At 45.6% G+C, this 14,277-nt stretch carries 14 protein-coding genes and 1 other annotated feature; of the genes, 10 read left to right on the top strand and 4 right to left on the bottom strand.

What is annotated here, in order from left to right; all coding sequences use genetic code 11:
* The first annotated feature begins 5 nt into the window (after positions 1-5).
* A complete protein-coding gene (locus MKY73_RS16455) occupies positions 6-587 on the top strand; it encodes a GNAT family N-acetyltransferase (protein WP_339302653.1) in 582 nt (193 codons plus the stop codon).
* Between the two features lie 115 nt (positions 588-702).
* Here the strand turns inward: MKY73_RS16455 and MKY73_RS16450 are convergent, their stop codons facing one another.
* Entirely contained in the window at positions 703-1,062 is a 360-nt protein-coding gene (locus MKY73_RS16450) for a MerR family transcriptional regulator (protein ID WP_339242273.1), read from the bottom strand.
* Positions 1,063-1,164: 102 nt separating this feature from the next.
* Between MKY73_RS16450 and MKY73_RS16445 the strand changes: the two genes are divergently transcribed.
* Both MKY73_RS16445 and MKY73_RS16440 read left to right on the top strand, forming a co-directional pair.
* The gene (locus tag MKY73_RS16445; protein WP_339302652.1) at positions 1,165-1,875 is read left to right on the top strand and encodes an SDR family NAD(P)-dependent oxidoreductase; all 711 of its coding nucleotides are present in this window, start codon (positions 1,165-1,167) and stop codon (positions 1,873-1,875) included.
* A 168-nt stretch (positions 1,876-2,043) separates the two neighbouring features.
* On the top strand, positions 2,044-2,514 hold the full coding sequence (locus MKY73_RS16440) for a GNAT family N-acetyltransferase (RefSeq protein WP_339302651.1): 471 nt from the start codon (positions 2,044-2,046) through the stop codon (positions 2,512-2,514).
* A 182-nt stretch (positions 2,515-2,696) separates the two neighbouring features.
* Here MKY73_RS16440 and MKY73_RS16435 read toward each other — a convergent pair whose 3' ends face one another.
* Together MKY73_RS16435 and MKY73_RS16430 are read right to left on the bottom strand one after the other, a co-directional pair.
* The gene (locus MKY73_RS16435; protein WP_339302650.1) at positions 2,697-4,214 is read right to left on the bottom strand and encodes an ATP-binding protein; all 1,518 of its coding nucleotides are present in this window, start codon (positions 4,212-4,214) and stop codon (positions 2,697-2,699) included.
* The gene (locus MKY73_RS16430) at positions 4,214-4,897 is read right to left on the bottom strand and encodes a response regulator transcription factor (RefSeq protein WP_339308632.1); all 684 of its coding nucleotides are present in this window, start codon (positions 4,895-4,897) and stop codon (positions 4,214-4,216) included. Before MKY73_RS16430 ends, MKY73_RS16435 begins: the two co-directional genes overlap by 1 nt.
* Before the next feature lie 225 nt (positions 4,898-5,122).
* Here MKY73_RS16430 and MKY73_RS16425 point away from each other — a divergent pair, with 225 nt between their 5' ends.
* The 6 genes from MKY73_RS16425 to asd all read left to right on the top strand — a co-directional run bounded on the left by MKY73_RS16425 (position 5,123) and on the right by asd (position 12,411).
* Positions 5,123-7,276, top strand: coding sequence for a glycosyltransferase family 39 protein (locus MKY73_RS16425; RefSeq protein ID WP_339308631.1), 2,154 nt, complete (start codon positions 5,123-5,125; stop codon positions 7,274-7,276).
* Positions 7,277-7,556: 280 nt separating this feature from the next.
* Complete coding sequence (locus MKY73_RS16420; protein ID WP_339302649.1) at positions 7,557-8,543, top strand: glycosyltransferase family 2 protein; 987 nt, start codon at positions 7,557-7,559, stop codon at positions 8,541-8,543.
* Positions 8,536-8,928 (top strand): GtrA family protein, encoded by a 393-nt coding sequence (locus MKY73_RS16415; RefSeq protein WP_339302648.1) that lies wholly within the window; start codon positions 8,536-8,538, stop codon positions 8,926-8,928. Before MKY73_RS16420 ends, MKY73_RS16415 begins: the two co-directional genes overlap by 8 nt.
* Positions 8,929-8,985: 57 nt before the next feature.
* Positions 8,986-9,858, top strand: coding sequence for a UTP--glucose-1-phosphate uridylyltransferase GalU (gene galU / locus MKY73_RS16410; RefSeq protein ID WP_339302647.1), 873 nt, complete (start codon positions 8,986-8,988; stop codon positions 9,856-9,858).
* A 151-nt stretch (positions 9,859-10,009) separates the two neighbouring features.
* Positions 10,010-10,855 (top strand): class I SAM-dependent methyltransferase, encoded by an 846-nt coding sequence (locus MKY73_RS16405; RefSeq protein WP_339302646.1) that lies wholly within the window; start codon positions 10,010-10,012, stop codon positions 10,853-10,855.
* 78 nt (positions 10,856-10,933) lie between these two features.
* Positions 10,934-11,208, top strand: a binding site (T-box leader).
* A gap of 117 nt (positions 11,209-11,325) precedes the next feature.
* Positions 11,326-12,411, top strand: coding sequence for an aspartate-semialdehyde dehydrogenase (gene asd / locus MKY73_RS16400; protein ID WP_074094892.1), 1,086 nt, complete (start codon positions 11,326-11,328; stop codon positions 12,409-12,411).
* A gap of 253 nt (positions 12,412-12,664) precedes the next feature.
* Here the strand turns inward: asd and MKY73_RS16395 are convergent, their stop codons facing one another.
* Positions 12,665-13,633, bottom strand: coding sequence for a bile acid:sodium symporter family protein (locus MKY73_RS16395; protein ID WP_339302645.1), 969 nt, complete (start codon positions 13,631-13,633; stop codon positions 12,665-12,667).
* Between the two features lie 141 nt (positions 13,634-13,774).
* Between MKY73_RS16395 and MKY73_RS16390 the strand changes: the two genes are divergently transcribed.
* Positions 13,775-14,245, top strand: coding sequence for a DUF6376 family protein (locus MKY73_RS16390; RefSeq protein ID WP_339302643.1), 471 nt, complete (start codon positions 13,775-13,777; stop codon positions 14,243-14,245).
* Positions 14,246-14,277: the final 32 nt, after the last annotated feature.

Raw genomic sequence — 14,277 nt, 5'->3', positions numbered from 1 at the left:
ACCTTATGAAACAAACCATTTCAAGTGATGAATTGATCATTGATTGCAAGGATATTTATTTGCGCGAGTATCGACTTGAGGACTTAGAGAAACTGCAAGAAATTACGTGGCAACCTGAGGTGTATGAAATGTTACCGGGATGGAACGCTACAATGGAAGAGAGAACCCTGTGGCTCACCGAATATGAAATTCCTGAGAATCAGCGTTTTAAACAAGCAGTGATGGCGGGAGGCAATATCGGAGAGTTATATTTACGTATGGCTATCGTACTTAAAGAAAATGACGAGTTCGTAGGGTGGTGCTGCTCAGGGACCAAGGACGAACTGCCAGCACCCAATCGGGAGATTATGTACGGTATTTCGAAACACTTCAGGAATCGTGGCTATACAACGCAGGCAGTAAAAGGGATGACACAGTATTTGTTTGAACATACAAACGTTGAAATATTAAATGCCATCGCTTTGATTACCAATCAAGCATCCAATAAGGTGATACAGAAATGTAATTTTGAACGGTTAAATTTGATCGAGATTGAGAATGAACCTTATCACCATTATCAACTGTGTAAGTATCAAGGTCATTTGTGATAGAACATAGTCCCATGTAGAATTGTTATAACATTAACATTTTGGGTCAGGCTAGACAGTTATTGCTGGCTGCCTGATCTTTTTCTTTCATTTAATTTATAGGACAAGACTTATTTTAAAAATTTTCTCCGCGATAATAGCGTTCCAGTTTGTGATCCAAATGAACAAGCTGCGCTTTTTTTTCCTCGATATCATTCAGCAACTTTTGCTTTTGATCCTCAATTAGCCTGGTTCTTTCTTTCAACGTGGAGGTTCCTTCATTGACCTGATCATAATACTTCTTGATGTCTTCCACACTCATCCCCGTTTCACGAAGGCATTTGATAAAAACCAGCCAGTTCAGATCATCCTCCAAATAAAGGCGGTTATTCTGCTCATTTCGTGCAGCAGGTTTCAGCAGTCCCTTTCTTTCATAAAAGCGGATCGCTCCAATCGAGATATCAACTTTTTTGGCAACTTCTCCAATCGTTAACATGTGAATCCACCTTTTTATAAAAAAAATTTGACCTGCACTAAGTGTAGCATAGTAACTTATACATTGTTAAATAAAAATCTAATGACGGAAAGAAGGATTCACATGAAAAAGACTGTTTTTGTAACCGGAGCAAATAAAGGAATTGGATATGAAATTGTCAAGCAGTTGGGTGAAGCTGGTTGGAAAGTTATCCTTGGCGCAAGGAGTGTCGAACGAGGGGAAGCAGCTGCTTCGGAGTTAACTTCCAGGGGATTGGATGTAGAATTTGTGCAGATCGACATGATCGACATGAAGAGTATCGAACTTGCAGCTGATACGATCTATAAGAAGTATCCCTCAATAAACCTTCTGATCAATAATGCAGGTATGCCTGGTGCATTCTCTCATTCCTTCACGGATACGAAAGAGAAAGACCTGCGGAACGCCTTCGAAGTGAACTTTTTCGGCACGTTCCGTTTGAATCAGCGACTGTTCCCGTTAATCAAAGATAATGAAGGCACAATCATTAATGTTTCGACCGACATGGCATCTCTGGACCATATGCAAAATGCGGAATTCACTTTAAATGCCTTCGACTATAACTCATCCAAAACGGCCAATAGTGCCATGACTCTTTCCATGGCCTATGAAGTCAAAAACAGCAGAGCTCAAGTTTTTGCAGTCACGCCCGGATTCACATCAACAGATCTTAACGGCAATGCCGAAGGCGGTAAATCAAAAGAAGCCGGCGCTGCGATTATCGTGCGTTATGCGACAGATGGTAAACGCCATAATGGGGAGTTCCTTGATGAGAATGGTGTATACCTTTGGTAATCCATAAGATGATGGGTAAGAGGGGCTAAAAAGTCTTAAGCTTCATTCATGAAACAAACATAAACATAAACATAAACGTAGACGAACATCTTTCTTGTACCAGGTTAAGAGAGCATGTACTGAAAAATCATATTTCTAATAAGTGTATCAATCGGAGGTATATATTTAATGGGGGTTTCATTAGATAAAGCATGTTTAACAGATGCAGTGACTATTCATGAGATGAAAGTTAAATCATTTATGCCTTTGTTGGAGAAATATCAGGATTTTGAAACAAGCCCTGCTAATGAAACCGTAGAAAGAGTTATTACTCAAATCAATCAATCTTTTACAGATTATTTCATAATTCGTCATCTTGAAATTGCTGTTGGTGGAATAAGAGTCGTGAAAAAAGAAAATCAAATCTACAGTGTTAGCCCAATTTTTATACTGCCAGAACATCAAGGAAAAGGAATTGCTCAAAAAGTCTTTACAATAGTTGAGCAGATATATGATGATGCAAAATCATGGAAACTGGGTACCATCTTGCAAGAGAAGGGAAGCTGTTATTTGTATGAAAAGATAGGCTATAATAAAACGGGTGCAACAAAAGCAATTAACGACAAAATGACAATGGTATTTTATGAGAAGCATTTATAGGCCGTAAATCCTTGAACAAGAGGCTTCAGATTCATAAGCTTGTAAGCCCGGAAGCCTCAAACCAATTGGACTACTACTCTTCACTCTATCAAACAGATACAAAAAAGAATCCCCCATTCGTTTCTTAATTGAAATGATGGGGGATTGTTCATGGCAATGAAAAGCCGGAGTTTACCTCAATTTCAGACATCAGTCTTATACAGCGGCAGCAAAATCATAAATTCAGTTCCCGCACCTACCTGACTTCGTACTGTAATTTTCCCGCCATACGACTCCACAATTGAGCGGGTAATGGCTAGACCGAGACCTGCACCACCTTGTTTGCGCGAACGAGAACTGCTTGTGCGGTAAAATCGCTCAAAGATATGGGGCAGATGTGCAGGTTCAATGCCTGTGCCGTTATCCTTTACTGACAACTCAGCCTTATGGTGCGTGGCATATAACGTGATGGAGATGGCCCCATGCTCTGGATCGGTATGCTGCACCGCATTATGGAACAGATTCAGCACAACCTGCTTCAGCTTGTAAGGGTCGGCCAGTATATGGACCGCAGCCGTCAAGTCCAGATGAATGGACCTCAGCTGAGCCATCATCGCAAGTTGGGGTTGCATTTCGAGAAGCAGACTGTCCAACTGAATGACCTCACGCTCCTGCTTCGGAGCCTGGTCCAACTTGGTCAGGAGCAGTAAATCTTCAACGAGCTTGTTAATACGTACCGATTCGCCGTGCATGCTGTCCAGTGCTTTATACAATTGATCCTGATTGGTCGCTGCTCCCCGCTGTAGAACTTCAATGAAGCCGTGAATGGAGGTAAGCGGGGTACGAAGCTCATGGGAAGCATCGGACAAGAAACGCTGCATCTGCTCTTTCGATTCCCGCTCCGCTTCAAACGAGTTCTCCAACCTTTCAAGCATCCCATTAAATGAAACGGCGAGCTGATCCACTTCCTCTTGTCCCTGAACGACGGGAAGGCGTTCTGCAAGGCTGCCTGCATCGATCTGCTGAACTTTATTAACCATGTTGGACAGGGGAATCAATGTCCGGCGTAATACCTTAGTGTATAGAATAAGACCGGCTACCATCGCCAACAGTGATAACATCAGAAAGATCAGAAGCTGTTTAATAATCAAGTCTTTCAGTGGCTTTGTGGCTGTGCCCATCTGAACCATGGGTAAGCCCCGATTGCGTGGACCTGGTGAGGCGAATACAATCAATTGCTCATTCCCTTGACTATCCGTTACGATCCGGTAGGGAATATGTTTTTGTTCTTTCAACTCCGCTGTAATGTCTTGATATTCAACGCTTGATAGATGAGGAGCTTTCAGACCGTCTTCCCCAAAAACATCCTCAAATGTACCTTGATTATCAAACAACGCCAGTGACCGGTCCGGAATAAATAGCACCCGATTGTCAGATCCGTTACCTGCCTGTCCTCCAAAAGGATTGTTGGAAGAGCCACTACGTGACTGGATTCCAAGCCAAACCGGGGGCATGGACATGAGCTGTTCTTGCATGGTTTTTGCCTGATTTCGATACAGAAAGCTTTCCATGATCCAGAATTGCAGGATACCGATTAACAATAGCAACCCAGCAAGCACGAACAGAGAACGTGAGAGCAATTGAGAACGCAGTGAACGGGGCCAGAGCCATTGGTGAAAGCGTCTTAAACGAAGTTTATTTTTCTTAGGCAGTGAGTTCATCAGAGGTCCACCCTGTACCCGACACCCCGAAGCGTGCGTATGAGTTTATGCTCTTTGTCCCCGAGTTTGTCGCGCAAGGAGCGAACATATACCTCCACAATATTTTCTTCTCCGCCAAAATCATACCCCCATACCCGGCTCAGAATGGTCGCTTTGCTAAGTACGATCCCATGATTAAGCACAATAAATTTTAACAGTTCGTATTCGGTTGGAGATAGCTCCAGGACCTGATTCTGATAGGTGATTTCCTTGCGCTGATCATCAATTCGGAACGGACCGTGGGTGACGGCTCCTATTAATAAAGGAAATTGATTGCGCAGTCTGGCCTGAATTCGAGCGAGCAGTTCGTCGAAGGCAAAGGGTTTGATCATATAATCATCAGCCCCCAGCCAAAGGCCCTTAACCCGATTCTCGACTTCGTCCTTCGCTGTCAGCATAATAACACCAACCTGAGCTCCGGTCTTACGAAGACGCTCAACCACTTCGAATCCATCCATCTCTGGCATCATGACATCCAGAATAGCCATATGTGGCCTGAATTCAAGTGCCAACTCAAGCGCAGCCGCTCCATCCGGTGCCGTACGCACATCGAAACCTTCATTGCTTAATCCAAGCTCCAGAAATTGCAAAATATGTGGTTCATCATCAGCCAATAGTATTTTAATTCCGCTGCTAAGCTTCATAATGCGGGGTTCCTCCTTGCTTGCTTCCATCTTAGTTCTCCCTCAAGTGAGAGGGACTATATGTTGTATTATCGCTTGCGAAACTGAAATTTAGCTGAAAGGATTATGAATTATCCTCAGACAACATTCAGCGGACACTCATCCCAGTTTTATTTTGGCATGTCAGAATAGTAGACATGAAGAACTTTGAAGGAGTGATTAACATTGAATAACACCAAAAGAAGGATGGATTTTGTCCTTCTGCCAATTGTATTACTGGCGGCGTTTTTGAATGGGTACGGTATCTGGAACGATCAATATGCCAATTCCTACTATACGACTGCCGTTGGTAGTATGCTCAGCAACTTCCACAACTTTTTCTATGCTTCACTAGACTCGGCAGGCTCCGTCACTGTAGACAAACCACCGGTCGTCTTCTGGATTCAGACGGCCTTTGCCTATGTCTTCGGATTGCACGGATGGAGCGTTATTTTGCCGCAGGTATTAGCGGGAATCGGTTCGGTGCTCCTGATCTATTTCATGGTGAAACCTACATACGGTCTTGCAGCAGCACGGATCTCGGCGCTTGCAATGGCAACTGTGCCTGTCGTGGCAGCAGTCAGTCGTACCAACAACATTGACAGCATGCTGGTGTTTACACTACTGCTGGGTTCATGGTTTTTGTTCAAAGGCAGCAAACAAGGCAGTGCTTGGCGAATTCTCGTTGCCTTTGGATTAATAGGCGTAGCCTTTAATATGAAAATGCTTCAAGCCTACATGGTTCTCCCGGCTTTTTACTTGTTCTATCTACTTGCATTTCAGGCGAAATGGAGAAGGAAGATCATCCTGATGATCGGCAGTACAGCGGTTCTGGCGGTCGTTTCCTTATCCTGGGCGGTCACAGTGGATTCCATACCCGAAGACGAGCGGCCTTATATCGGCAGCAGTGAAACGAACTCGGTCATGGAACTCGCATTTGGATACAATGGCCTGGCTCGCCTAACGGGTCAGCAGAATACGGCAGGTAACGCAGGTATGCCAAATGGTATCGGACAGGGGAATAATCGTGGCAATCGAGGAGACTTGTCTACAATGCCTAATCAGACAGGCACTGGTGTTCCTGGCGCTGGGCAAGATGTCAATGCACCGGATAACGATAATATGAATGGTTCGAATGGAACAAACGCCATGGGCGGCATGAATGGGCCGAATGGCAATTTCCCGAACGGGCAGATGCCGAATGATATGGAAATGCCAAACGGAAGAAATTTCGGCGGAGGTATGGGCGGAATGTTTGGAACAGGGGAGAAAGGTCCTCTGCGTCTGTTCCAGACGGAACTGTCAGGTCAAGCCAGCTGGCTTCTGCCAGTTGTATTGCTTGGATGCATTGCCATATTTGCAGGATTAAGACGGAGAAATATTACGAACAAGCACAAGGAGGCTTTGTTCTGGCTCGCCTGGTTGATTCCGGTTGCTGCCTTTTTCAGTGTGGCAGGTTTCTTCCATCAATATTATCTGATTATGCTCGCACCTCCAATAGCGGCGCTGACTGGTGCAGGATTTGTAGCGATGTGGAAGTTGTATCGTGATCGCACCGGATGGCAGGCATGGTTGCTTCCGGTGTCCGTACTGCTTACGACGCTGTTCGGCTGGTATATCATGCACGTGTATAACGATACGATTGGTGCAGGATGGTCGATTAGTGAATTAATCGCAGGCATTCTGGTTACGGCCATTCTGGTCGTTATGCTTCATCGCACACATCGATGGAAACAGGGCTTCATTATCGCGGGATTCATGGTGATGCTGATTGGTCCAATCTATTGGGCATTCACCCCAATTACTTATGGTGGCAACAGCATGATTCCGGCAGCAGGACCTACGGGTTCCAATGGCATGTTTGGTCGAGCCGGAATGGGCATGCCGATGGGAAACGGTGCAGGAGATACAGAAATGCCTGCAACGGGTGGCCGTGGTGGAGTGGGTAACCGTAACGAAGAAGTGGATACAGCCACATTGAATTATCTGAAAGAGCACAGTACGGGCGAAACGTATCTCTTCGCCACTACGGACTATAATCAGGCAGCGCCTTATATCATCGATGAGAAAGCAGAAGTGATTACACTTGGCGGTTTCTCCGGATCAGACCCCGTGTATACCACAGAGGAACTTGAGGAACTCGTGAAGAGCGGGCAAGTGAAATATTTCATGGTTGGTGGCATGGGAGGCCGTGGAGGAAACTCGGAAATTACCGATTGGATCAAAGAACATGGAACCGAGATTCCAACGTCAGAATGGAAGACAGGCAACGACAGCGGATCTATGGATAACGGAGACACCGGAAACAGAGCTGGCTTTGGATTCGGCGGACAGACGACCTTGTACGAAGTGAAATTGTAGCTATATAAATTGAACTTATCATTTACACGATAACGAAGAGGACAGAAAAAACCTGAAAAAGCGAAGCGTTCGCCTACAAGCTTTCTGCAAGAAAGCTACATCGGAAGCATACGCTATCCCCGGATTTCCCCTTAAGAAAAGGGAATCAAAAAAAATCTGGGGATAACAGCGATTGGAAGGTTGTTCTGTCATCGAAGTGTGCAGTGTAAATATTCTCTAGTTCAATTTATATAGAGTGAAAATCTCGAACGAAGTCCAATGGAAAAGGGAGGGGACGAACATGGCTCACGCGTACCGATACAGCATTATTATTCCCATGTATAACGAGGAAGCGGTGATCGAAGAGACTTATCGGCGTCTGAAGAAGGTCATGGGCAGCACAGGAGAGAGCTATGAACTGCTGTTTGTCAATGATGGCAGCGTGGATGGAAGTGCACAGATGATTCGTGATTACGCCCGTTGGGACGAGAGTGTGAAGCTGATTGATTTTGCTCGTAACTTCGGACATCAGATTGCGATAACAGCAGGTATGGATTATGCAGCGGGGGATGCCGTGGTTATTATTGATGCGGATCTGCAGGACCCTCCCGAACTGATACTGGATATGATCGCCAAATGGAAAGAGGGTTATGAAGTCGTATATGCCCGTCGCACCAGACGAAGCGGGGAAACTCGCTTCAAGAAATGGTCGGCAAGTCTGTTCTATCGTCTACTTCGTGCCTCAACGGATACGGATATCCCGGTAGACACCGGAGATTTTCGCCTCATTGACCGCAAAGTATGTGATGAAATGAAACGTCTTCCGGAGAAAAACCGATTTGTGCGCGGGTTGGTCAGTTGGGTCGGATTTCGTCAGACGGCTATTGAATATGAACGGGATGAACGTCTGGCAGGTGAAACGAAATATCCGCTGAAGCGCATGCTGAAGCTGAGCCTGGATGGCATTACGTCATTTTCTCATAAACCGCTCAAGCTGGCAGGATATGTAGGTGCGATCCTGTCGGTAGGCGGATTCATCTACATGTTAACGGTTATTGGTTCAGCCATCTTTACGGATTCTACGATTAAAGGGTGGCCATCCATTGTGAGTATCATGCTGATGTTTAACGGATTCATCCTGATTATGCTGGGCATTCTGGGCGAGTACGTTGGCCGAATCTATGATGAGACCAAGGCACGTCCACTATACATTGTTAGGGACGTGGTTCAGGCCGAGAGTCAGCAAGCGCAATCCCGATTGACAGCCCGAGTTGCTCATCATGACTAAGCGTCTGGCAACAATCTTCAAGTTTGGTATTGTGGGTGTTGCGAATACCGCAGTGGATGCGGCGGTGTTTGCTATACTCGCACTGGTCGGCATGCCGATTCTGATTGCTCAAGGAGTCTCGTACAGCTGCGGTGTTGCGAACAGCTATTGGCTGAACGGCAGGTGGACTTTTCGAGATGCGACGCGAGGGGGTAACGATAGAGCGAAGCTTATTCGTTTTCTAATCACCAATCTCATCGTTCTTGCATTATCCGCCCTCATTCTGATGACGTTGCACGATGTGTTGGGTTGGAGTCTCGTGATGAGCAAGATCTTGGCGACCTTGATGGGGATGGTGTTGAACTATATGGCCAGCAGATATTGGGTGTTTCGTATAGCAACTTAGCTGCCTGCAGCGTGCAATATGGGTTATATGAAGCAAATGAAAGGAGTGTATGATGAAATGCGAATTAAAAAAGCCGTTATTCCGGCAGCGGGTCTCGGAACCCGTTTCCTGCCAGCAACGAAAGCACAGCCTAAAGAGATGTTGCCAATCGTGGATAAACCGGCTATCCAATACATTGTTGAAGAAGCAGTGCAGTCAGGCATTGAGAATATCCTCATTGTGACTGGACGCAACAAAAAATCCATAGAGGATCATTTTGATAAATCGGTTGAACTTGAGCATTCTTTATATGCCAAGGGCAAACAGTCTTTACTGGAAGAGGTGCAAGCGATCAGCGAGATGGCCAATATTCATTTTATTCGTCAAAAAGAACCGCTGGGTCTGGGGCATGCCATTGGATGTGCACGGCAGTTTGTAGGAGATGATGCCTTCGCAGTACTGCTCGGCGATGACATTATGGTGTCTGATCCGCCTGCACTTGCCCAGATGGTTCATCTCTATGAAAAGACAGGCAGCCAGATCATCGGTGTTCGTCAGGTAGACGCGGCAAATGTGAGCAAATATGGCATTATTGATTCGGATGGTGCAGAGGACCGGGTTCACCGAGTCACCAATCTGGTCGAAAAACCTTCCCTTGCAGAAGCACCATCCCGAACAGCTGTAATGGGAAGATACATTCTGAAACCTTCCGTCTTTCCCATTCTGGATCAGATCGAGAGAGGGGCCGGAGGGGAATATCAGTTAACGGATGCCTTGAAAGAAATAAGTCAGGTGGAGGAGTTGTTAGCTCTTGAACTGAAAGGACGTCGCTACGATATTGGCGATCAATTCGGATATATTCAGGCGATCTTGGAGATCGGATTGATGCGCAAGGAATTACAGCCCATGCTGACACCCTATCTTCAAAAGCTTGCAACCCAGTGGGTATAGGCATTGATATGAAGCGGAGGCCCACATCTGCTGCAACAAGAGAGCCTTTCCTTCGCACATGGTCCTTTCATCGAATCCAGCATTGTACAATGTTTCCAGTAACGCTACAATGAGCAAGAAGTTTAAGTTGCCCTTGGAGGAGTGAGGAATCATGAATGAGACTATCATCAGGGACCTTATCAAGTATATGGACGTCGAGGACAACGCCGCCATTCAATACATTCAGACTGAGCATCGGATGAAACTAGGACACTTTTGGGGAATACAGAAAGGTAACCGCGTGCTGGAAATCGGGTGTGGTCAGGGAGATACAACAGCCGTGCTTGCACACCTGGTGGGGGAGCATGGGTACGTTCATGGTGTAGATATTGCACCAGAGGATTATGGTTCACCGTTGACCGTAGGTGAAGCGGCAGCCAAGCTGCTGAGATCTCCGCTGGGTGACCGAATTCGAATGGATTTTGAGTTCGACATTCTAAGTGATCAGGTTCAATTTGCCGAGAATGAGTTCGATGTGATTGTACTATCCCATTGTTCCTGGTACTTGAAATCGTTTGATGAACTCGCCCGGATTCTTAGCAAGGTTAGGAAGTGGGGACATCAGTTATGTTTTGCCGAATGGGATGCACGAGTAACAGATGTGAGCCAGCTCTCGCATTGGTTATCCGTTCTCATTCAATCTCAAGTTGAATGTTACAAGGAGAACAGCTTCTCCAATGTGCGTACGCTTTTTACACCGGAGGATATTCAGGAGCTTGTCTCTGCGTCAGGCTGGATGATGAAGGAAGAGATTTCGATCCATTCTTCCGCGCTGCAGGACGGTCGCTGGGAAACTGAAATGACACTGGCAGCAGCGCCTGAGGAACTAAAACGGCTTCCGATCCCGGACAAAGTAAAAACACTTCTTCTTTCCGAACTGAAATTACTCAGAACACATCATGCGTTGGGCCCTGGGAGTACACTGGGTACATATGCCATTATTGCCAACAAACAGTAAGGGAATCACGAATAAATTTTAATAGCCAAAAAAATATGTTTACTTCATCACGGTAATTTTGATATTATAATCGCAATATCAAATGCGACGAAGAGACGAGTAGATAAAAACCATTCTTTCAAAGAGAGCTCCGGCAGCTGAAAAGGAGTAAAGAACTTTTATTGAATAAAGACTCAGAGCAGCACATCGGAACTTAGCATTAAGGGATGGTGTGACAGGCGCTCCTGTTACAGAGCTAGAGTAGGAAGGTATACAGCAGCAACATGGTTGTGTAACCTTTACTTGAAGAGGCGGATATGGTGACATATCAGCGAATCTGGGTGGTACCACGAGAGTTCAATCTCGTCCCTGAGACTATTGTCTTGGGGATGGGATTTTTTGGTTTTTTCGGGGCTGTGACTACACGCTTTGGAATTGCCTGAATAGTGTTTAATAAGAGGAAACTCACACCGAAAGGAAATGATGATTGAATGTCAGCAAAATTGAAAGTTGGTATCGTCGGTGGAACGGGAATGGTAGGTCAGCGTTTTGTAGACCTGCTCGATCAACATCCATGGTTTGAAGTAACAGCTATTTCTGCAAGCGCCAATTCGGCAGGTAAAACATATGAAGAATCCGTACAGGGCAGATGGAAACTCGCAGTTCCTATTCCGGAAGCGGTGAAGAAAATCGTGGTTCAAGATGCTTCGCAGGTCGAAGCTTTTGCCAGCCAGGTTGATTTTATTTTCTGCGCGGTTGATATGAAAAAGAATGAGATTCAGGCGCTCGAAGAGGCTTATGCCAAGACAGGAACACCTGTCGTATCCAACAACTCCGCTCACCGCTGGACAGCAGATGTACCTATGGTAATTCCTGAGATTAACCCGGGACATCTGGACGTGATTGAAGCTCAACGCAAACGTCTGGGTACGAAAACCGGATTCATTGCCGTAAAACCAAACTGCTCCATTCAGAGTTATGTGCCAGCATTGCACGCCTTGCGTGAGTTCAACCCGACTCAGGTCGTTGCTTCCACATATCAAGCCATCTCGGGAGCAGGTAAAAACTTTACGGACTGGCCGGATATGCTAGATAATGTCATTCCATACATTGGTGGCGAGGAAGAGAAGAGTGAACAGGAACCTCTCCGGATCTGGGGTAGCATTGAGAACAATCAGATCGTTAAAGCTTCTGCTCCATTGATTACCACACAATGTATTCGTGTACCGGTAACGGATGGGCATCTGGCTACCGTGTTTGTAAACTTCGAGAAAAAACCAAGCAAAGACGAAATTCTGGAGCGTTGGTTGCAGTTCAAAGGTCGTCCGCAGGAACTGGCTCTGCCAAGTGCACCAAAACAATTCATTACGTATTTTGAAGAAGAGAACAGACCACAGACAAAACTGGATCGTGACATCGAACGCGGAATGGGTGTATCGACAGGCCGACTGCGCGAAGATTCACTCTATGATTACAAATTCGTTGGATTGTCCCACAACACGCTCCGCGGAGCGGCAGGTGGTGCGGTTCTGATCGCAGAATTGCTTAAAGCTGAAGGATATATTCAACCGAAATAAGTGTAAGTATACTAAGTACCATGAGTAACAACAGATTTCTGAAAAGAAGGATTAGATGAAAACCATCACTCGTTGATGGTTTTTTTTCTATGTGTAGACAAGCATTTGTAGTTTTATGTCTAACAGCAATATTTTCAGAAACGAATGACTAGATTTACGGAGCGGAGCAGTATCGTAGCGATATTAGTAATAAAAGCAATCCAATGCAAAACGCCGACAATCATGTCGGCGTTTTTTACATTCCAGTATGTTGTTAGGCGGCAGATGTCTTATCCGACTTATGCAGAAGCTGTGAGCGACGACCGAGCAGGTAACCGGTCAGGGAAGCAAGCATCTGTTGGAATACCATGCCGAGCACGACCGGGACAGCAACAGGTGGCGGAAAATACGAAACAGCGAGTACTGCACCTGCGCTGATATTACGCATGCCTCCATTAAACACGAGAGCGACCTGGTCGGCCTCATTCCAGCCCAACAATCGAGCAATGAAGTAACTCAGTGCATAACCGAAAGATGCCAGAAAAATAATGATGACCGCAAGACCAGCCAATTTCCAGTTGAAATCGGCCAAGTAGGGGGCAACAACAGATCCATTTATTGCAACGACGGATGCCATAAACAATTTGGATAATGGATTCAATCTCGGTCCCCAGACCGGGACAATGGCGCCTTTGGTCCACTCATTCAAAAGCATTCCGAGCAGGGATGGCACTACAATCATCCAGAACAGACTGCTCATCATGGCCGCTGTATCCAGGGTGACACTGGTGCCAATCAACAGAGATAATACGCCGGGAACTACGAAAGGAGCAAGCATCGTATCAATCAGGATGATAGAAAGCGTAAGTGCGATATTGCCCCGATAGATGCTGACCCAGATGAAGCTGCTTATTCCAGTTGGTATAACGGCTGCCAGAACCAGGCCTGTTATGGTGTACGCATCTGTAGGGAAAACCAGATGACCCATACCGAGAGCAATTAATGGCATCGCCAAATGTAAAATAAACAAACATACAAACAAGGGGAACGGTTTTTTCAGCACGTTCACAAAATCCCGTATCCCAAGACTGATACTTCCAGCGAACGTCATGAACGCAAAGAGCCAAGGAGATAAAAAGGTATAATAAGAAAGGAAACTCCCGCATAACACGCCAATAATAATGCTGATTGGGGTAATCAGTGGCATGATGCGGTTCAAGCGTTGGTTCAAGGCTTGAAGCATTATCATGACATCCCTTTACCGTGTGATTTTACTATTATACATGTTAATAACGCTGGATGCAGATCCATTTGCAATAAAACAGTCTAAACAGGTATCATGGACTTGGAACAAGGATTTAGAATAGGAGAAAGGGAGATGATCATGTTTATAAGAAAACGAAGGCACACATTAATGATGACAGGCCTTATCGCATCAAGTATTCTTTTGATTTCGGCCTGTTCTGTCGTGGAGCAAGCCAATGAAAGTTTAAATTATGTTAGTGGGGCTACTGATTATATAGAACAGGTATCGAACGCCGGCGCAGATCTGCAAGATCTCGCATCAGGTGCAGTGAACAATCCGGAGATAACCACTCAGATTCAGGAGAAAATCGATCTGATTCAAGCAGAAGCAAGCGAATTTTCTCAGCTGACTGCTCCTGCAATCGGTGAGAGCATTCATGAGAATCTGGTCAGCTACAATACACAATTAACGGAAGTTGTGGACCATTTCGAGAATACGATTGCAGAGCAAGGGTTCACGGTGGAAAATTGGGAGAAGACGGGCATTCCAGAACTGATCACCAACATTAATAACCTGAGAGATCCGCTGAGCGGACTTCAGGGGGAATAAGTTGAATTCATTTTCAATATGCAAAAGACAAC

Origin of the sequence: Paenibacillus sp. FSL R5-0519, from assembly GCF_037974275.1 — a bacterium.
Taxonomy (GTDB): Bacteria; Bacillota; Bacilli; order Paenibacillales; family Paenibacillaceae; genus Paenibacillus.
The sequence above is the reverse complement of the archived record's forward strand: the minus strand, read 5'-3'. Positions and strand labels throughout refer to the sequence as shown.